This window comes from Streptomyces pilosus (assembly GCF_014649835.1).
GTDB lineage: Bacteria > Actinomycetota > Actinomycetes > Streptomycetales > Streptomycetaceae > Streptomyces > Streptomyces pilosus.
In genome coordinates this window covers 78,717-97,414 of record NZ_BMTU01000013.1, presented here as the reverse complement: position 1 = coordinate 97,414, position 18,698 = coordinate 78,717, and the positions used below count along the sequence as shown (strand labels likewise).

16 protein-coding genes and 1 riboswitch are annotated in these 18,698 nt (G+C 73.0%); of the genes, 14 read left to right on the top strand and 2 right to left on the bottom strand.

The genetic code is table 11. From position 1 onward, the window contains the following. Nucleotides 1–91 precede the first annotated feature (91 nt). Nucleotides 92–889 (bottom strand): hypothetical protein, encoded by a 798-nt coding sequence (locus IE118_RS26930; protein ID WP_189560652.1) that lies wholly within the window; start codon nucleotides 887–889, stop codon nucleotides 92–94. A gap of 23 nt (nucleotides 890–912) precedes the next feature. Then, the gene (locus IE118_RS26925; protein ID WP_189560651.1) at nucleotides 913–1,425 is read right to left on the bottom strand and encodes a hypothetical protein; all 513 of its coding nucleotides are present in this window, start codon (nucleotides 1,423–1,425) and stop codon (nucleotides 913–915) included. A 202-nt stretch (nucleotides 1,426–1,627) separates the two neighbouring features. Between IE118_RS26925 and IE118_RS26920 the strand changes: the two genes are divergently transcribed. The 14 genes from IE118_RS26920 to IE118_RS26855 all read left to right on the top strand — a co-directional run bounded on the left by IE118_RS26920 (nucleotide 1,628) and on the right by IE118_RS26855 (nucleotide 18,687). Further along, nucleotides 1,628–3,703 carry an N-6 DNA methylase gene (locus IE118_RS26920; protein WP_189560650.1) on the top strand — a complete coding sequence of 692 codons (2,076 nt, stop codon included), beginning with the start codon at nucleotides 1,628–1,630 and terminating at the stop codon, nucleotides 3,701–3,703. A 147-nt stretch (nucleotides 3,704–3,850) separates the two neighbouring features. Further along, on the top strand, nucleotides 3,851–4,474 hold the full coding sequence (locus IE118_RS26915) for a hypothetical protein (RefSeq protein WP_189560649.1): 624 nt from the start codon (nucleotides 3,851–3,853) through the stop codon (nucleotides 4,472–4,474). Nucleotides 4,475–4,512: 38 nt separating this feature from the next. Further along, entirely contained in the window at nucleotides 4,513–6,009 is a 1,497-nt protein-coding gene (locus tag IE118_RS26910) for a serine/threonine-protein kinase (protein ID WP_268248973.1), read from the top strand. 169 nt (nucleotides 6,010–6,178) lie between these two features. Further along, nucleotides 6,179–6,829 carry a SurA N-terminal domain-containing protein gene (locus tag IE118_RS26905; protein WP_189560647.1) on the top strand — a complete coding sequence of 217 codons (651 nt, stop codon included), beginning with the start codon at nucleotides 6,179–6,181 and terminating at the stop codon, nucleotides 6,827–6,829. A gap of 49 nt (nucleotides 6,830–6,878) precedes the next feature. Further along, nucleotides 6,879–7,871, top strand: a complete 993-nt coding sequence (locus IE118_RS26900) for a nucleoside triphosphate pyrophosphohydrolase (protein ID WP_373303230.1) — start codon at nucleotides 6,879–6,881, stop codon at nucleotides 7,869–7,871. Nucleotides 7,872–8,043: 172 nt separating this feature from the next. Continuing rightward, nucleotides 8,044–9,375: a cytochrome P450 family protein gene (locus IE118_RS26895; RefSeq protein WP_189560646.1), complete on the top strand. Its 1,332-nt coding sequence runs from the start codon at nucleotides 8,044–8,046 to the stop codon at nucleotides 9,373–9,375. A gap of 147 nt (nucleotides 9,376–9,522) precedes the next feature. Then, the gene (locus IE118_RS26890) at nucleotides 9,523–10,515 is read left to right on the top strand and encodes a LysM peptidoglycan-binding domain-containing protein (protein WP_189560645.1); all 993 of its coding nucleotides are present in this window, start codon (nucleotides 9,523–9,525) and stop codon (nucleotides 10,513–10,515) included. Between the two features lie 205 nt (nucleotides 10,516–10,720). Further along, a riboswitch (cyclic di-AMP (ydaO/yuaA leader) is annotated at nucleotides 10,721–10,890 on the top strand. A 4-nt stretch (nucleotides 10,891–10,894) separates the two neighbouring features. Continuing rightward, on the top strand, nucleotides 10,895–11,623 hold the full coding sequence (locus tag IE118_RS26885) for a LysM peptidoglycan-binding domain-containing protein (RefSeq protein ID WP_189560644.1): 729 nt from the start codon (nucleotides 10,895–10,897) through the stop codon (nucleotides 11,621–11,623). A 265-nt stretch (nucleotides 11,624–11,888) separates the two neighbouring features. Then, the gene (gene eno / locus IE118_RS26880) at nucleotides 11,889–13,175 is read left to right on the top strand and encodes a phosphopyruvate hydratase (protein WP_189560643.1); all 1,287 of its coding nucleotides are present in this window, start codon (nucleotides 11,889–11,891) and stop codon (nucleotides 13,173–13,175) included. A 117-nt stretch (nucleotides 13,176–13,292) separates the two neighbouring features. Next, the gene (locus IE118_RS26875; protein WP_189560642.1) at nucleotides 13,293–13,769 is read left to right on the top strand and encodes an FtsB family cell division protein; all 477 of its coding nucleotides are present in this window, start codon (nucleotides 13,293–13,295) and stop codon (nucleotides 13,767–13,769) included. A gap of 31 nt (nucleotides 13,770–13,800) precedes the next feature. Then, nucleotides 13,801–14,334 carry a DUF501 domain-containing protein gene (locus IE118_RS26870; RefSeq protein WP_189560641.1) on the top strand — a complete coding sequence of 178 codons (534 nt, stop codon included), beginning with the start codon at nucleotides 13,801–13,803 and terminating at the stop codon, nucleotides 14,332–14,334. Continuing rightward, nucleotides 14,331–15,272: a Ppx/GppA phosphatase family protein gene (locus IE118_RS26865; RefSeq protein ID WP_189560640.1), complete on the top strand. Its 942-nt coding sequence runs from the start codon at nucleotides 14,331–14,333 to the stop codon at nucleotides 15,270–15,272. Before IE118_RS26870 ends, IE118_RS26865 begins: the two co-directional genes overlap by 4 nt. 454 nt (nucleotides 15,273–15,726) lie before the next feature. Then, complete coding sequence (locus IE118_RS26860; protein WP_189560639.1) at nucleotides 15,727–17,118, top strand: NAD(P)/FAD-dependent oxidoreductase; 1,392 nt, start codon at nucleotides 15,727–15,729, stop codon at nucleotides 17,116–17,118. A gap of 267 nt (nucleotides 17,119–17,385) precedes the next feature. After that, the gene (locus IE118_RS26855; RefSeq protein WP_189560638.1) at nucleotides 17,386–18,687 is read left to right on the top strand and encodes a class I SAM-dependent methyltransferase; all 1,302 of its coding nucleotides are present in this window, start codon (nucleotides 17,386–17,388) and stop codon (nucleotides 18,685–18,687) included. The last annotated feature ends 11 nt before the right edge of the window (nucleotides 18,688–18,698 follow it).

Below are 18,698 nucleotides of genomic sequence, written 5' to 3'. Positions count from 1 at the left end.
CCCGCCGTCGTCTCCGCCGGGACTTCCGGCCGCCCCGCCGTGCGCCGAGCGGGCGCGGGCCCCGTCCCCCCGCGGGCCCGCGCCGGGCGGGTCAGCCCAGGGAGTCGAGGTCCAGGACGTCGCCCGTGGGCTTCTTCGCCGCGACCGGGGTGCCGTAGTCGCTGAAGGAGAGGGTGCCCGGGTCGGTGGCGGAGGTGCTGTCCAGGCGCAGCAGGTACGGCTCGCCCTCGGTCGCGACGTACAGCGTGAAGCGGTCCTGGCCGTCCCGCGCGGTCAGTGTGATCGCGGGGGTGCCGTCGATCGTGGTGGTGGCGCCCCGGGCCGCGTCGGCGTCGCCCTTCTCCGCACCGCCGAGGACCGCGTCGAGGTCGCAGAAGCCGGCCAGGTCCTCGGCGTCCGGGCCGGTGGCCGAGGTCTTCATCCACTTGCCGGCCAGCATCGCCACGGCCGCGTCGACCTCGCCCTTCGGCTCGCCCTCGCCCTGGGCCCGCAGGAACTTCTCGTCGTAGCGCAGGTAGACGGTGTCACCCGTCTTGATCAGCTCGGCCTCGCCCTGGCCGTCCATGCCCAGGGTGCCGGCGCACTCGCCCCGCTTGTCCAGGGCCATGTCGACCTGGATGGTGCCGCCGCCCTCCTCGTCCGGGACGCTGCCGGTCATCCGCAGGGATGGTGCCGCGGTCGTCGCGGCGAAGGCCTTCTCGGCTATCTCGCCGCCGGTCAGCCCGGGGAAGGGCTCCTCCTTGGGCTTCTGGGAGGTCTTCGGTGTGCTGCTCTGCCCGGCCGGGTCGGCCGAGGAGCCGGTGTTCGCCTGGTCCCCGCCCGCGCAGCCGGTGAGACCGGCGGCCGTCACGGCGGCGAGAGCGAGGGCGGCGAGTGCGGTGCGACGCATGATGGGATCTCCTCCGCGGATGATCAGAAATTGCCGTTGCCGAGCAGTTCGCCCTCGGCGTCGTAGACGGTGACGAGGCCGTTCTCGCTCTGCTTCCAGTCGGCGAACGCGGAGGCGATGAGCTTGGCGGGGCCCGTGCCCTCGCCCGTGATCCCGCCGGTGAGGTCGGTGTGGACGTCGGCGGCGTCGAGGATGTCGTTCTGCTCGTCGGCGCCCTGCACCTTGGTGACGTGGGCGACCGCTTCCTTCTCCTGGGGCGTGCCGTTCTTCTGCACGAACGCCTTGAACTGCTCGGCCTGGGAGGCCTTCCCGGCGTCCTTCCCCGCGTCCTTCGCGGCGCCCTCTCCGCCGGCCTGCTTCGTGCCGTCCCCGCCGGTCCCGCCGGCCGATCCGGCCCCGCCCGACTGCTGCTGAGCCGACGCGGCGGACCCCTTGTCCGTGGACCCGCCGTCCGTGTCACCCGCGTTCGCCGAGACGGCACCGAGGACGACGACCCCCACGACGGCGCCCAGCACGATCTTGCTCTTCATACCCATGACTGTCCCCTCCCGGAAGCGGCGACCGTCACCCTTGCGGCGGTCGCTCGTTCGCCGGGTCAATGACAGCAGAGAGTGTGAACCGAGTCAACACGGTTCACATGGAGACGGCAGTGCACGCACGTGAACCCGTCGTGCGCGACGTGCGTCGGTATGCTCGCCGTCACACACGCGACGAGGGGAAACGGGGCGGATGCCGGGCATGCAGGACAACGCGACAGAAGTGACCGCCGCCGGAATCGCACGGCTGGCCGGCGTGGGCCGCGCGGCCGTCAGCAACTGGCGGCGGCGGCACGCCGACTTCCCCCGGCCGGTCGGCGGCACCGAGACCAGCCCCTCCTTCGCCCTCACCGACGTCGAGGACTGGCTGCGACGGCACCGCAAACTCGCCGAAGTCCCCCTCAGGGAACGCGTCTGGCAGCACCTCTGCGGCCATCCCGCCGGACCGGTCACCGCCCTCACCCACGCCGGCTGCGCCCTGCTGCTGATCCACGAGCGCCCCCCGGTCTGGCTGGACGTCAGCTCCGGCTCCGACGAGCGGCTCGCCGCGATGCTCCCCACGGCACTGGAACAAGTGCTCACACCCCGGCACGCCGGCCCGGACGGCTCCTCCGTGCACCCGCCGGCCGCCGCGCACCGCGAGCTCGCCCTCGACCCCCCGACCGGCCCCCACCTGCTTCCCTCCGTCCCCCTCCTGCGGGGCGCGGCCGAACTCGCCGCCGAACTCGGCGCCCGGCAGACCTTCGAATTCCTCCTCGGCCGGCACCTCGACGCCAACCCGCGCCAGTACACGCTCACCCCCGCCGACCTCGCCGACCTCATGGCCGCCCTCGCCGGCACCCCCGACACCGTCCTCGACCCCGCCTGCGGCACCGGCGCCCTGCTCCGCGCCGTCACCCCCCGCCCCGGCCAGCGGCTGTACGCCCAGGACAGCGCACCCGAACTCGCCGCCCTCACCGCGCTCCGCCTCGCCCTGCACACCCGCGCCCACCTGCACACCGCCGCCGGTGACGCCCTGCGCGCCGACGCCCACCCGGACCTGCGGGCCGACGCCGTGCTGTGCCACCCGCCGTTCAACGAGCGCAACTGGGGCCACGACGAACTCGCCTACGACCCGCGCTGGGAGTACGGCTTCCCGGCCCGCACCGAGTCCGAGCTCGCCTGGGTGCAGCACGCCCTCGCCCGGCTCCGCGACGGCGGCACCGCCGTGCTGCTGATGCCGCCCGCCGCCGCCTCCCGCCGCTCCGGACGCCGCATCAGGGCCGACCTGCTGCGCCGCGGCGCGCTGCGCGCCGTCGTCGCCCTGCCGGTCGGCGCGGCACCCCCCTACAACATCCCCCTGCACCTGTGGGTGCTGCGCCGGCCCCACCGGACGTCCGCGCAGCCGGAGGTGCTCCTCGCCGACGCCGCGCCGTTCGCCACCGACGGGCGCGGCGGTCCCGACTGGCCGGGCGTGCGCGAGACGGTCCTCGACGCCTGGCGCGCCTTCGACCGTGCCGGCCGGCTCGACGAACGGCCGGGACTGGCCCGCTCCCTGCCCGTCATCGAACTCCTCGACGACGACGTGGACCTCGCCCCGGCCCGCCACCTGCCGCCCCCGGCCGCCGCGGACGGCGCCGGCCGGCTCAGCGACGTACGCGAACGGCTCGGCGAGACGCTGCGGCTGACCGCCGCGCTGACCCCGCCGCCGGTGGACCCGGCGCCGCCCGCCGCGTCCGGACGCCTGCCGCTGACCACGGTCGGCGAACTGGCCCGCGGCGGCGCCCTGGTGCTGCGCACCGGCGGAACCGGCGGACGGGCGCGCGTGCCGGTCCTCACCGACCACGACGTCCTCGCCGGGACCGCCCCCTCCGGGACACTCCCGGAGAGCGAGGAGGAGGCGGTGCTCACCGCGCCGGGCGACGTCGTCGTCCCCGTGCTCGGCGGCGGGGCCGTCGCCCGCGTCGTCGACGAGACGACCGCCGGAGCCGCCCTCGGCCGCAACCTCGTGCTGCTGCGCCCCGACCCCGCCGCGCTCGACGCCTGGTTCCTCGCCGGCTTCCTGCGCGGCACCACCAACAACCGCCAGGCCAGCAGCTACGCGTCCACCGCCACCCGGCTCGACGTGCGCCGCCTGCAACTGCCCCGGCTGCCGCTGGAGGAACAGCGGCGCTACGGCGCCCGGTTCCGCGAACTCGACGCGTTCGAGCGGGCGCTCAGGCAGGCGGGCCGGCTCGGCGAACACCTCGTGCGCGGGATGTACGACGGGCTGACCGACGGCACGATCACCCCGGACTGACCCCCCGGCCGCCTTCCGCCGGACCCCGTGGTGCCTCCGGCAGGCCCCGGGACGACAACGGTTCGGTACAAGCCGGGCCCGTTGCCGCCGATGGCCTATACGCTCGGACTCCGAGTTCCCATCGGCTACACCTGTGCAGGAGCAGTCATGTACGGCCACGGCGCGGCGCCGCCCCCACCCAGCGGCGCATCGGTCACCACGCAGCGCGTGCTGTACGCCGCCGCCGGCATCCTGAGCTGCGGCATGCTGTCCTGCGTACCGCTGTTCCGCGTGGCGTTCCTGCGGTCGCGCACCATCGACTGGGCGATGGCCTGGGTGAGCATCCCGCTCGTCATCGCCTGCGTCGCGGTGACCGGTTCGCTGCCGGAGACGGACTACCGCACCGACATCGCCGTGTTCACGATGCTGCTGCTCGGCGCGGCCGCCGCCGCCTACTACCTGGTGGTGGACATCCGCCTGCACTACCAGCGCAGGGGCCCGCACCCCGCCGGGATGCCGGTGCCGCCGCCCACCACGACGCTGCACCACGCCCCGGGCCCGCACACCCCGCACACCCCGTACGGCTTCCCGCAGCAGGCCGGGTCCTACGCGCCCACCCCCGTACCGCAGCCGCAGCCCCCGCACACCCCGCCCCCCGCCCCGCCGCAGGCGCAGCCGCCGCAGCGCCCCGCGCCGGCCCGGATCGACCAGGTGCGCGCCGAGCTCGACGAACTCAGTGACTACCTGCGCCGGCAGGACGGTCAGCAGGGCACCGGCGAAGGCGGAAGGTGAGCGTGACGACGGGACGTGTCGTCGCCGGCCGCTACGAACTGTCCACGCTCATCGGACAGGGCGGCATGGGACAGGTGTGGACGGCCTACGACAAGCGGCTGGACCGGCGCGTGGCGGTCAAGCTGCTGCGCCCGGACAAGGTCGCCGGCCAGGAGGCCGACGAACTGCGCCGGCGCTTCGTGCGCGAGTGCCGGGTGACCGCCCAGGTCGACCACCCGGGCCTGGTCACCGTGCACGACGCGGGCAGCGAGGGCGAGGAACTGTTCCTCGTCATGCAGTACGTCGACGGCGCCGACCTCGGCGACCACCTCGCCGAACACGACCCCTACCCGTGGCAGTGGGCGGTCGCGGTGGCCGCGCAGCTGTGCGCCGTCCTGAGCGCCGTGCACGCCGTGCCGATCGTCCACCGCGACCTCAAGCCGCGCAACGTGATGGTGAAGCAGGACGGCACCGTCACCGTGCTCGACCTCGGCGTCGCCTCCGTCATGGACGCCGACACCACCCGCCTGACGCACACCGGCACGCCCATAGGCTCGCCCGCCTACATGGCCCCCGAGCAGGCGATGGGCGGCGCGGTCGGCCCGTACACGGACCTGTACGCGCTCGGCGTGCTGATGCACGAACTGCTCAGCGGCGACGTGCCGTTCTCCGGATCGACGGCCCTCGGGGTGCTGCACCGGCACCTGTACGAGCCGCCGGTGCCGGTGCGCCGGATACGCCCGGAGGTGCCCGAGGGGCTGGAGGCGCTGGTGCTGAGGCTCCTCGCCAAGGACCCGCAGCACCGGCCGGACTCCGCGCAGGAGGTCTACGAGCACCTGGCGCTGCTGCTCCCCGCGCGGGGCACCCCCACCGGCTCGCCCCTGGACCCCACCCGTCCCTTCCTGCGCCCGCACGCCCCCTGGCCGGACCGCGCCCGCACCCCCGCGCCCGCCCCGGCGCCCGCCACGCCGCCCGCGCCCACGGGGGAGAAGGCCGACGTCGCCGCCGCCGTGGACGAGGTGAAGCGGCTGCTCGGCGAGGGCCGCATCACCCAGGCCGTCGACATCCTCGGCTCGATCCTGCCCGTCGCCGCCGGCCAGCACGGCGAGCACTCCCCGGTCGTGCGCACCCTGCGCAAGCAGTACGCCGCCACGCTCCTGGACGACGGCCAGTACCGGCGCGCCCTGCCCGAACTGCGCCGCCTCGCCGACGAACGCGCCGCCGAGGCCGGCCGGGCCGACCCGCAGTCGCTGCGCCACCGCTACGAGGCCGCCCAGTGCCTGGAGCAGCTCGGCGAACCGGCGGCGGCGCTCGCCGAGTACCGGGCGCTGCTGCCGTACTACGAGAACCAGTACGTCGCCGCCGGTGACCCGCAGCTCGCCCACGACGTCCGCCGCCGCATCGGCCACCTGCTGCTCGCCCTCGGCGACCGGGCCGCCGCGCACGAGACGCTGGTACGCCTGCTCCACGACGTGGAGCGCGTCCAGGGGCCCGGGCACCCGCTCGCCGCCGAGGTCCGCCGGACGCTGCAGTGGCTGGGACAGGTGCGCGGATAGGGGTCGGAGGCCGCCGTGCGGCCGTGCGGCCGGACGGCGCGGGCGCGGCGGTGCCGGAAGTCGCGGTGAATCGTTGGTCGAATGGGTTGGCCAGAGCTTGGCCGATGCCTACCATCGATCACCGCAAGACTTTGTGCACCGCCGCACAAGCTCTCCTCAGGAGGTCTCCTTGCACCGCCGCCGTCGCACCGCGCTCCTCCTCACCGCCGCGATCGCCGCGGCGGCACCCCTGCTCACCGCCTGCGGGAGCGACGCGCATCCCGGCGCCGCCGCCGTGGTCGGCGGGGAACGCATCACCGTGTCGCAGCTGGAGAACAGGGTCGGCGAGGTCCGCGCGGCCCAGCGGGCGGCCGTACCGGACGAGGCGCAGTACCAGCAGGCCATCGCGCGGACCGGGAGCCTGACCCGCGACACCCTGCACGGCATGGTCCTGGACCGGGTGCTGGAGCACGCCGCGCGGAACGCCGGGGTGACGGTCACGGACCGCGAGATCCAGCAGATGCGGTCCGGCCTGGAGGAGCAGGCCGGCGGAGCGGAGGGGCTGGAGGCCGCCTGGCTCCAGCAGTACGGCATCCCGCCGCAGCGCCTGGAGGAGAACCTCCGGCTCCAGCTCCAGGCACAGAAGCTCGCCCAGAGCCTCGGCACCGACACCAGCCGGCCGGAGTTCTGGCAGGCGCTGTCGAAGGCCGGCAAGGAACTCGACGTCGACCTCAACCCGCGCTACGGCGACTGGGACGTCGGCAAGAGCAGCCGCGTGGACGCGAAGACGCCGTGGGTGCGGGACGTGACGGCGACGGCCGCGGCCCCGCTGACGCTGTGAGGCCGTGACGTCCGGGGAGGCGGGCGCGGCCGTGGGCTAGTTTCGGAGGGTGAACGCAATCAGCCCCGCACCGACGCCGACGCCCGGGGGCGACCCCGGCCGCGTCGTCCTGCTCACCACCAGCCACCGTGTCGCGCCCGGCCTGCTGTCCTGGCCGGCCTGGCAGCTGCTGCACGCGGCCGACCGGGTGCTCTGCGCGGACGGCGCCCATCCGCAGCTGCCGTATCTGCGGGAGGCGGGCGTCCCGGTCGAGGAGGCCTCGCCGACCGCCGGGGAGCTCGTCGACGCCTGTGCGGGCGGGCGGACGGTGGTCGTCGTGGCGACGGGGGAGGGCGAACCCGCGCTGACCGACGGGCTGGCCCGGCTGGCCGGCTCCGGCCGGGTGCGGATGCCCGAGCTGGAGCTGCTGCCCGCCTCCTACGACCTGCCGGGCGCCCGCCTGCTGGACCTCGTGCAGGTGATGGACCGGATCAGGGTGGAGTGCCCCTGGTCGTCGCAGCAGACCCACGAGGGGCTGGCGAAGTACGGCATCGAGGAGGCGTACGAGCTCGTCGAGGCCATCGAGGAGGGGGACCGGGCGGAGCTGCGGGAGGAACTGGGGGACGTGCTGCTCCAGGTCGTCTTCCACGCCCGGATCGCACAGGAGCACCCGGAGGAACCCTTCTCCGTCGACGACGTGGCGGGCGGAATCGTGGCGAAGCTGATCCACCGGCATCCGCACGTGTTCGGTGAGGAGACGGCCCTGACCCCGGAGGACGTCAAGGCGCACTGGCTGCGGACCAAGGCGGAGGAGAAGCAGCGCAGCTCCGTGACCGAGGGGGTGCCGCTGGGGCAGCCGGGGCTGGCGCTGGCGGCGAAGCTGGCGTCGCGGGCGCGGGTGGCGGGGCTGGACGTACCGCTGCCGGCGGGGGAGGGCGTCGGCTACGAGCTGCTGGCGCTGGCGGCGCGGGCGGAGGCGGCAGGGGTGGACCCGGAGGCGGCGCTGCGCGCGGCGGCGCGCGTGTACCGGGACGCGATACGGGAGGCCGAGTCCGGGGCGTGAGTACCGGCGGGGGTGGACCGAGGGTGTTTCCGCCCCCGCCGCCCCTTCCCGTCCCGCTCCTTCAGGGGCGCGGGGAACTGCGCGACCAGCCCCCACGCGCCCCCGCACCCGCCCGGCGCGCCCTCCGAGCCGGCCGGCGCAGCCACCCGGCCCCGCCGGTTAGGGTCGCCGCATGCATGACCAGCACTGCCCCGCCGCCCCGCAGGGACCCGTCCCCGAACTGTTCAGCTGGGAGTTCGCGGCCGATCCGTACCCCGCCTACGCCTGGCTGCGCGAGCACGCGCCCGTGCGCAAGACCCGGCTGCCCAGCGGCGTGGAGGCCTGGCTGGTCACGCGGTACGCCGACGCCCGGCAGACCCTCGCCGACAACCGGCTGTCCAAGAACCCCGCGCACCACGACGAGCCCGCGCACGCCCGGGGCAGGACGGGCATCCCCGGTGAGCGGCAGGCGGACCTGATGACGCACCTGCTGAACATCGACCCGCCGGACCACACCCGGCTGCGGAGGCTGGTCAGCAAGGCGTTCACCCCGCGCCGGGTCGCCGAGTTCGCGCCCCGGGTGCAGGAGCTCACCGACGGACTCATCGACGCGTTCGCCGGCAGCGGCTCCGCCGACCTCATCCACGAATTCGCCTTCCCGTTGCCCATCTACGCCATCTGCGACCTGCTCGGCGTCCCGCGCGAGGACCAGGACGACTTCCGCGACTGGGCGGGCATGATGATCCGTCACGGCGGCGGCCCGCGCGGCGGTGTCGCCCGGTCGGTGAAGAAGATGCGCGGCTACCTCGCCGAGCTGATCCACCGCAAACGCGCGGCGCTGCCCGCCGAGCCCGCGCCGGGCGAGGACCTCATCTCCGGCCTCATCCGCGCCTCCGACCACGGCGAGCACCTCACGGAGAACGAGGCGGCCGCCATGGCGTTCATCCTGCTGTTCGCCGGCTTCGAGACCACCGTCAACCTGATCGGCAACGGCACCTACGCCCTGCTCACCCATCCCGCGCAGCGCGAGCGGCTGCAACGGGCCCTCGCCGCCGGGGACCACGGGCTGCTGGAGACGGGCGTGGAGGAACTCCTGCGCTACGACGGCCCCGTGGAGCTCGCCACCTGGCGGTTCGCCACCGAACCGGTCACCATCGGCGGCCGGCGCATCGCCGCCGGGGACCCGGTGCTGGTCGTCCTGGCCGCCGCGGACCGGGATCCCGAACGGTTCGACGGCCCGGACGTCCTCGACCTCGGCCGGCGTGACAACCAGCACCTGGGATACGGCCACGGCATCCACTACTGCCTGGGCGCCCCGCTGGCCCGGCTGGAGGGCCAGACCGCGCTCGCCACCCTGCTCACCCGGCTGCCGGACCTGCGGCTCGCGGCGGAACCGGCCGAACTCCGCTGGCGCGGCGGGCTCATCATGCGGGGACTGCGCACACTCCCGGTGGAGTTCACACCACCGCACGGTGACGGAACGGGACGCCCGCCGATGCCCCCGGGCGGACCAGCGCAAACATGACACGCCCTCAACTCTGTGATCTTCACGTGATCTGCGCGGCATGAACTTGTGACAAGTGATCGTCTGCCGATACGTTCACCCATCAAGTGCGGTGCCCGAGGCTCCACTCACCGCGCCTGTCATTGCTGTTCTGCGAAAGGTCTCCGCATGCTCTCCGGGAACGGTCGGCACCGTCGCCCCCGCCAGGCTCCGGCTCTCCTCGTCGCGGCCGGAGTGACCGGCTCCGCCATCGCGATCCCGCTCCTCGGAGCCGGCGGCGCGAGCGCCGCCGACGGCACGGCCTGGGACCGGGTCGCCGAGTGCGAGAGCGGCGGCTCCTGGAGCCAGAACACCGGCAACGGGTACTACGGCGGCCTGCAGCTGACCCAGGACGACTGGGAGAAGTACGGCGGCCTGGACTACGCGCCCAGTGCCGACCAGGCCAGCCGCGGCCAGCAGATAGCCGTGGCCGAGAAGATCCTCGCCGACCAGGGTGTCGGCGCGTGGCGCACCTGCGGACTGCTCGGCGGGCTCGACCAGAACGCGCCCGCGGCCGACGTCGACCCCGGTACGCCCGGTTCGACCGCCACGCCCGGGTCCGGCGACGCGTCCGCGTCCCCCACCCCGTCGGCCACGACCGGCCCGTCGTCCGGCACCGGGGGAGAGACGAAGAGCCCTCAGGCGACGGGCGAACCGGGTGCGTCCGGCGCGTCCGCCGCACCGGACGCCGAGGCGAGCGGGGGTGCGGGCGCGGACACGGCCACCTCGACCCCCTCCGCTTCGGCGAAGCCCGAGTCCGACGAGTCGGGCAAGCCGGGCGAGACGGGGCAGAACAAGGGCCCTTCGGAGACCGAGGGCACCGAGAGCGCCGGGACCGGCAAGCACCGCGGCGCGAGCGCCGAGGAGGGTGGGGAGGACTCCGCGTCCGACTCGTCCGGCCGGCACGCCTCGCGGGGCATCGACGCCTGGGGCGGCGGCACCTCCGACGACTCCTACACCGTGACGCCCGGAGACAGCCTCTCGACCATCTCCGACTCCCTTTCGGTGGACGGCGGATGGCGCGCGCTCTACGTGGTGAACGAGCAGCTCATCGGTGCCGACCCGGACTACATCCTGCCGGGTCAGGAGCTCGAGGTCGGGGCGGAAGCGGGCGAAAAGTGACATTCGAAAACGCCTGAACACGGCGGCAGTTGGCGTCATGTTTCGCGGTGAATGTCCGATTTAAAGGCTGTGAGAGATAGGTCTCAGAAGCCGTGATCGTCTTTGATATTCCGCGGATCACGTGTCTACGGTCGTGATCGCTCGCCACCGCGGGCCCCGGCTGCCGCCACGCCGAATCCTGCCAGTGGCAGCACGGGAACAGTCGTCGCGTCATGCGCCGTAGGCAGGAGCGGGGGACCCAAGGTAGGCGCCGGATCCGGGCAGTTGACGCCGGATACGGCTCGGGGTGAAGCCGCGTCCCGCACGGGACGTGGCCGGGCAACTCAACCGGCCCGAACCCGACAGCTCACCTCGCAGGCGTCGGTGAGGGGATCCATCCATGCTGTTTTCCGGCAAGGGCAAGCACCGTCGTCCGTCCAAGGCCACCCGCGCCATCGCCGTCGCCGGCGTCGCGTCCGCCGCCGTCGCCGCCCCGCTGATGGCGGCCGGCAACGCCTCCGCCGCCACCGCCTCCGAGTGGGACGCCGTCGCCCAGTGCGAGTCCGGCGGCAACTGGTCCATCAACACCGGCAACGGCTACTACGGCGGCCTGCAGTTCTCCGCCTCCACCTGGGCCGGCTACGGCGGCACGAAGTACGCCTCCACCGCCGACCGGGCCAGCAAGGCCCAGCAGATCGAGATCGCCGAGAAGGTCCTGGCGGGCCAGGGCAAGGGCGCCTGGCCGGTCTGCGGCAAGGGCCTGTCCAACGCCGCCTACACCGGCTCCTCCTCGAACGGCTCGGGCTCCTCGCAGAACACCACCGAGACCCGGGAGAGCGAGCAGAAGGCCTCCCGCTCCAGCGAGCGTCCGGCCGCCGAGCAGCAGGTCGAGAAGAAGGTGGAGAAGAAGGTGGAGAAGAAGGTCGAGAAGAAGACCGTCACCACCCCGACCGGCAAGAAGGTCGAGAAGGGCGACGGCGAGTACAAGGTCGTCACCGGCGACACCCTCAGCTCCATCGCCGCGGAGCAGGACGTCAAGGGCGGCTGGGCCAAGCTGTTCGAGCTCAACGACGACATCGTCGCGGACGCCGACCTCATCTACCCGGGCCAGCAGCTGCACCTGAAGTAGGGCAGCCGCGGGTCCTCCCCGGTCCCCCCACGGGCCCCCCGCCCCGGTGCGTTCTCCCCCGTACGCACCGGGGCGGGGCATTTCTCCGGGCACTTTCCGGTCACGATGTGCCGAACAGTCTTTGTTCCGGTCGGAAACAATCTACGCTCGGTCCTGTCCACGGGGCGGGCGACCGCTGGCCGATCGCCCGGAGCCGGTTAGGCTCGGTCTCGCAAGACCCACCGTGGTCTCGCTCACTCGCGTCACATCCAAGAAGGAGATGCTCGTGCCGTCCATCGACGTCGTCGTAGCCCGGGAAATCCTGGACTCCCGAGGCAATCCCACGGTCGAGGTCGAGGTCGGCCTCGACGACGGCAGCACGGGTCGTGCCGCCGTCCCGTCCGGCGCCTCCACCGGCGCCTTCGAGGCCATCGAACTCCGTGACGGCGATGCGAGCCGTTACCTGGGCAAGGGCGTGGAGAAGGCCGTCCTGGCCGTCATCGAGCAGATCGGCCCGGAGCTCGTCGGCTACGACGCCACCGAGCAGCGCCTGATCGACCAGGCCATGTTCGACCTGGACGCCACCGACAACAAGGGCTCGCTCGGCGCCAACGCCATCCTCGGCGTCTCGCTCGCCGTGGCCCACGCCGCCTCCGAGGCCTCCGACCTGCCGCTCTTCCGCTACCTGGGCGGCCCCAACGCGCACCTGCTGCCGGTGCCGATGATGAACATCCTGAACGGCGGCTCGCACGCCGACTCCAACGTGGACATCCAGGAGTTCATGATCGCCCCGATCGGCGCGGAGTCCTTCTCCGAGGCCCTGCGCTGGGGCACCGAGGTCTACCACACGCTGAAGAAGGTCCTGAAGAGCAAGGGCCTGGCCACCGGCCTCGGCGACGAGGGCGGCTTCGCCCCGAACCTCGGCTCCAACCGCGAGGCCCTCGACCTCATCCTCGAGGCCATCAAGGAAGCCGGCTACACCCCCGGCGAGCAGATCGCCCTCGCCCTCGACGTCGCCGCCTCCGAGTTCTACAAGGACGGCTCCTACACCTTCGAGGGCAAGGAGCGCACGGCCGCCGAGATGACCGAGTACTACGCCGAGCTCGTCGAGGCGTACCCGCTCGTGTCCATCGAGGACCCGCTGTTCGAGGACGACTGGGAGGGCTGGAAGACCATCACCGACAAGCTCGGTGACAAGGTCCAGCTCGTCGGCGACGACCTGTTCGTCACCAACCCCGAGCGCCTCGCCCGCGGCATCGAGGAGGGCGCCGCCAACGCCCTGCTGGTCAAGGTCAACCAGATCGGCTCGCTGACCGAGACCCTCGACGCCGTCGAGCTGGCCCAGCGCAACGGCTTCAAGTGCATGATGTCCCACCGCTCCGGCGAGACCGAGGACGTCACCATCGCCGACCTCGCCGTCGCCACCAACTGCGGCCAGATCAAGACCGGCGCCCCGGCCCGCTCCGAGCGCGTCGCCAAGTACAACCAGCTGCTGCGCATCGAGGAGATCCTCGACGACGCCGCGGTGTACGCCGGCCGCAGCGCCTTCCCGCGGTTCCGCGCCGGCCAGTAGCCGGCGAGGGCCGAGCACCCCTCCGGTGGGCAGCGTCGTACGTACGTCCCCGCACCCGGTCCCGTACCGTGTGCGGGGACGTACGCGCGTGACGAAGGCGAACCGGAGGCGGGAACCATGGCGGTGAAGGACCGGGACCGTTTCTCCACCGCGACCAGGATCCGGCTGATCGGCGAGCAGACCGCGGCCCGGGTCTACCGCTCGCAGACCAAGCGCCAGGCCCGCCGCTCCCGGCTGACCGGCCGGGCGGCGCTGCTCGCCCTGGTGGTCTGCTCCCTGGTCGTGGCGCTCGCCTACCCCATGCGGCAGTACGTCTCCCAGCGGGCGGAGATCGCCGACCTCCAGCAGGAGCAGGACGAGGCCCGCGAGCGGGTCGAGCGGCTGCGCGACATGAAGGCGCGCTGGCAGGACGACGCGTACGCCGAGCAGGAGATCCGCCGGCGGCTGCACCACGTCATGCCCGGCGAGACCGGCTACGTCGTCATCGACCCGGGCGCGGCCGAGAAGTCCCGCACGGACCTCGAAGCCGCCGACCGCCCCTGGTACGCGAACGTCTGGGACGGCGTCGACAAGGCCGACGCCGCCGGCCAGTGACCCCTGAGTGAAAGCCGCAGAAAAGACAGGTATGGAAACCCCTCCGCCCACGACCCCCCGCACCGAGCCCACCGACGCGGACGTCGAGGCCTTCAAGCAGCAGCTCGGGCGGCCCCCGCGCGGCCTGCGCGCCATCGCCCACCGCTGCCCCTGCGGGCAGCCGGACGTCGTGGAGACCGCGCCGAGGCTGCCCGACGGCACCCCCTTCCCGACGCTGTACTACCTGACGTGCCCCAAGGCGAACTCCGCGATCGGCACGCTGGAGGCGAACGGCGTGATGAAGGAGATGACGGAGCGCCTCGCCACCGACCCGGAGCTGGCCGCCGCGTACCGCGCGGCGCACGAGGACTACGTCCGGCGCCGCGACGAGATCGAGGAGCTGAAGAACTTCCCCAGCGCGGGCGGCATGCCGGACCGGGTGAAGTGCCTGCACGTCCTGGTCGCCCACTCGCTGGCCGCCGGCCCCGGGGTGAACCCGCTGGGCGACGAGGCGCTGGCGATGCTGCCCGAGTGGTGGCGCAAGGGCGCCTGCGTGACGCTCCCCGCCCGGGAGGAGGACCGGTGACCCGCGTCGCCGCCGTCGACTGCGGTACGAACTCCATCCGGCTGCTGGTGGCCGACGCCGACCCCGCGACCGGTGAACTCACCGACCTGGACCGGCGGATGACGATCGTGCGGCTCGGCCAGGGCGTCGACCGCACGGGCCGTCTCGCCCCCGAGGCGCTGGAGCGGACGTTCGCCGCCTGCCGCGAGTACGCGGAGATCGTCAAGGAGCACGGCGCCGAACGCCTCCGCTTCGTCGCCACCTCCGCCTCCCGGGACGCCGAGAACCGCGACGTGTTCGTGCGCGGGGTGCTGGACATCCTGGGCGTGGAGCCCGAGGTCATCACCGGCGACCAGGAGGCCGAGTTCTCCTTCACCGGCGCCACCAGGGAACTGTCGGGGCGGACCGACCTGCACCGCCCCTTCCTGGTGGTGGACATCGGCGGCGGCTCGACCGAGTTCGTCGTCGGCGAGGACCACGTGCGCGCCGCCCGCTCCGTGGACGTGGGCTGCGTACGGATGACCGAGCGGCACCTGGTGCGGGACGGGGCGGTGAGCGACCCGCCCACCGCGGAGCAGATCGCGGCGATGCGCGCCGACATCGAGGCCGCGCTCGACCGCGCCGAGGAGACGGTCCCGCTGCGCGAGGCGCGCACCCTCGTCGGCCTGGCGGGCTCGGTCACCACGGTCTCGGCGATCGCCCAGGACCTGCCCGCGTACGACTCCACGGCCATCCACCACTCGCGGGTCTCCCGCGCGCGGGTCCGCGAGATCACCGAGTGGCTGCTGCGCTCCACCCACGCAGAGCGCGCGCGGGTGCCGTCGATGCACCCCGGCCGGGTCGACGTGATCGGTGCCGGCGCCCTGGTCCTGCTCTCGATCATGGAGCGGACCGGTGCGGAGGAGGTCGTGGTCTCGGAGCACGACATCCTCGACGGCATCGCGTGGTCCGTGGCGTAGCTCTCTGTTGCTACTGGCCAGTAGCCCTCCGCTGAGCAGTCGGGATACCGTTTGAGCGGCGCCCGGGGAGCCTTTCGGGGCCCCTCGGGAGCCGTTCCGGGAGGGGCCCGCGGGAAAGTTCGTGAAGTTCTTCACAAGGATTTGGCCCCGGGAGAACGAAGAAGTGCGCCGTGTTGACCCATTCGAGGCCTCAACACCCCTTTGAACACGTTCAGAAGGTGGCGCAGGGCACCTTGGGAGGGGGTGCCGGCCTGCGTCGCGGAACGGCCTCACGGCGGCCTCGGAAGGGCAGAGAGGCAGCTCACGCGGCATTGACAACGCGCCGCGAGGTGTTCCGGTTCCCGTTTCGCACTGTGATGTGGATCAAGAAGTGCGGGATGGTAACACAGGCCCTGTCGGAGCTTGTGAAGGGGCGCACGAAGTACCCCCCTCGGGCGGGTGGATACTCGATGGCATGAGCACCACGGAGCGTCCCAGGATCCTCGTAGTAGGCGGTGGGTACGTAGGCCTGTACGCAGCTCGGCGCATCCAGAAGAAGATGCGTTACGGCGAGGCGACCGTCACCGTCGTCGACCCGCGGTCGTACATGACCTACCAGCCCTTCCTCCCCGAAACCGCCGCCGGCAACATCTCCCCGCGCCACGTCGTCGTCCCGTTGCGACGCGTGCTGCCCAAGGCGGAGGTCCTCACCGGCCGGGTCACCACCATCGACCAGGACCGCAAGGTCGCCACGATCGCCCCGCTGGTCGGCGAGGCGTACGAGCTGCCCTTCGACTACCTGGTGATCGCGCTGGGCGCGGTCTCCCGTACCTTCCCGATCCCCGGCCTCGCCGAACAGGGCATCGGCATGAAGGGCGTCGAGGAGGCCATCGGCCTGCGCAACCACGTCCTCGAGCAGCTCGACAAGGCGGACTCCACCACGGACGAGGAGATCCGGCGCAAGGCGCTCACCTTCGTCTTCATCGGCGGCGGCTTCGCCGGCGCGGAGACCATCGGTGAGGTCGAGGACATGGCCCGGGACGCGGCCAAGTACTACAAGACGGTGTCCCGTGAGGACATGCGCTTCATCCTGGTCGACGCAGCCGACAAGATCCTCCCCGAGGTGGGTCCCAAGCTCGGCGCGTACGGCAAGGAGCACCTCGAGAGCCGCGGCGTCGAGGTCTACCTGTCCACGTCGATGGACTCCTGCGTCGACGGCCACGTGGTGCTGAAGAACGGCCTAGAGGTCGACTCCAACACCATCGTGTGGACCGCGGGCGTCAAGCCCAACCCGGCGCTGTCCCGCTTCGGCCTGCCGCTGGGCCCGCGCGGCCACGTCGACACCCAGCCGACCCTCCAGGTCACCGGCACCGACTACATCTGGGCCGCGGGCGACAACGCCCAGGTCCCGGACCTCGTGGGCCGCAAGGCCGGCAACGAGAACGCCTGGTGCCCGCCGAACGCCCAGCACGCGCTGCGCCAGGCCAAGGTCCTCGGCGACAACGTGGTCTCCGGCATGCGGGGCTTCCCGCAGAAGGAGTACAGCCACGCCAACAAGGGCGCGGTGGCGGGCCTCGGCCTGCACAAGGGCGTCGCGATGATCGTCGTCGGCAAGATGAAGATCAAGCTGAAGGGCCGTCTCGCCTGGTACATGCACCGGGCGTACCACGGCATGGCGATGCCGACCTTCAACCGCAAGATCCGCGTCTTCGCCGACTGGACCCTCGGCATGTTCCTCAAGCGCGAGGTCGTGTCCCTGGGCGCGATCGAGTCGCCGCGCGAGGAGTTCTACGAGGCGGCCAAGCCGGCGCCCGCCCCCGCGGCGGCCCAGCAGGAGCCGAAGAAGACCGAGGCCAAGGCCTCCTGACCCCAGGTCACCCCGTCGAAGGGGCCGCCCGCCATCCGTGGTGCGGGCGGCCCCTTCGCCATGGGCGGGCGAAGGCCGGAGGGCCACCGGGGGACGGACCCCCCCCGGGAGCGGCGCAGGGACGGGCGCTCCGGGGGCCCGTGCGTCCCAGCGGGTGCGTTTCCGCGCTTTGCCCGGAGATGACGCGTGCCGGGGACTGCGGAGCCACCCCCCGGGTGTTTACGTGGTGAGGACATTCCGGGATTCCCCGTCACGGAGGTGTACACCATGGCAGACGCCGCCCCGCGGCTGAAAGGCGCCCTGGAACAGCTGATCGGCACCACGCTCCCCGTCCGCGTCCGCACCTGGGACGGCTCCCAGGCCGGCCCCCCGGACGCCCCCACCCTGGTCGTACGCAACCGCCGCGCCGTGCGCCACCTCCTGCGCAAGCCGGGTGAACTGGGCCTGGCCCGCGCCTGGGTGGCCGGTGACGTCACCGTCGAGGGCGACCTCTACACCGTGCTGGACCGGCTCGCCGGCCACATCTGGGAGCGCGGCGAGGACGACCACCGCACCCTGCCCCGGGCCCTGCGCGACCCCGCCTTCCGCTCCGCCGTTTGCGGCCTCCTCGCCCTCGCCGGGCCCCCGCTGCCGCCGGCCCCGCCCCCGGAGGAGGCCCGCCGCCCCCGTCGCGGCCTGCACACCAGGCACAGCGACAGACGCGCGATCAGCCACCACTACGACGTCGGCAACGACTTCTACGAGATCGTCCTCGGCCCGTCGATGGTGTACTCCTGCGCCTACTGGCCCGCCCCGCCCCCGCACGCCACCCTCGAACAGGCCCAGCACGACAAGCTCGAACTCGTCGCCCGCAAGCTCGCCCTGGCCCCGGGCCGGCGCCTGCTGGACGTCGGCTGCGGCTGGGGTTCCATGGCCGTCCACGCCGCCCGCGACCACGGCGTGGAGGTCGTCGGCATCACCCTCTCCCGGGAACAGGCCGCCCACGCCCGCAAGCGCGTCGCGGACGAGGGACTGACCGACCGGGTCGAGATCCGCGTCCAGGACTACCGGGACGTCACCGACGGCCCGTACGACGCCGTCTCCTCCATCGGCATGGCCGAACACGTCGGATCCGAGCGCTACCTGGAGTACGCCACCGCCCTGCACGGCCTGCTCAAGCCGGGCGGCCGGCTGCTCAACCACCAGATCGCCCGCCGCCCGCAGCGCGACGAGACGTCGTACCGGGTGGACGACTTCATCGACGCCTACGTCTTCCCCGACGGCGAACTCGCCCCGCTGGGCACCACGGTGTCCCTGCTGGAGCGGGCGGGCTTCGAGGTGCGCGACGTGGAGTCGATCCGCGAGCACTACGCCCTCACCCTGCGCCAGTGGGTGGCGAACCTGGAAGCCGGCCGGGCCCGCGCGGTGGCCCTCGCCGGACCGGGGCGGGTCCGCGTCTGGCAGCTCTACATGGCCGCCTCCGCCCTCGCCTTCGAACGCGGCCGCATCGGCGTCAACCAGGTCCTCGCCGTGCGCACCCCCGGGTCCGGCGCCTCCGGCCTCCCCCTGCGCGCCCGCGCCTGGAACTGACGTGGGACGGG

Excerpts from the sequence above, each read along its gene's own strand:
- IE118_RS26930 (WP_189560652.1), bottom strand. The coding sequence starts at position 889 with ATGCGTCGCACCGCACTCGCCGCCCTCGCTCTCGCCGCCGTGACGGCC.
- IE118_RS26925 (WP_189560651.1), bottom strand. The coding sequence starts at position 1,425 with ATGGGTATGAAGAGCAAGATCGTGCTGGGCGCCGTCGTGGGGGTCGTC.
- IE118_RS26920 (WP_189560650.1), top strand. The coding sequence starts at position 1,628 with ATGCAGGACAACGCGACAGAAGTGACCGCCGCCGGAATCGCACGGCTG.
- IE118_RS26915 (WP_189560649.1), top strand. The coding sequence starts at position 3,851 with ATGTACGGCCACGGCGCGGCGCCGCCCCCACCCAGCGGCGCATCGGTC.
- IE118_RS26895 (WP_189560646.1), top strand. The coding sequence starts at position 8,044 with ATGCATGACCAGCACTGCCCCGCCGCCCCGCAGGGACCCGTCCCCGAA.
- IE118_RS26890 (WP_189560645.1), top strand. The coding sequence starts at position 9,523 with ATGCTCTCCGGGAACGGTCGGCACCGTCGCCCCCGCCAGGCTCCGGCT.
- IE118_RS26885 (WP_189560644.1), top strand. The coding sequence starts at position 10,895 with ATGCTGTTTTCCGGCAAGGGCAAGCACCGTCGTCCGTCCAAGGCCACC.
- IE118_RS26875 (WP_189560642.1), top strand. The coding sequence starts at position 13,293 with ATGGCGGTGAAGGACCGGGACCGTTTCTCCACCGCGACCAGGATCCGG.
- IE118_RS26870 (WP_189560641.1), top strand. The coding sequence starts at position 13,801 with ATGGAAACCCCTCCGCCCACGACCCCCCGCACCGAGCCCACCGACGCG.
- IE118_RS26860 (WP_189560639.1), top strand. The coding sequence starts at position 15,727 with ATGAGCACCACGGAGCGTCCCAGGATCCTCGTAGTAGGCGGTGGGTAC.
- IE118_RS26855 (WP_189560638.1), top strand. The coding sequence starts at position 17,386 with ATGGCAGACGCCGCCCCGCGGCTGAAAGGCGCCCTGGAACAGCTGATC.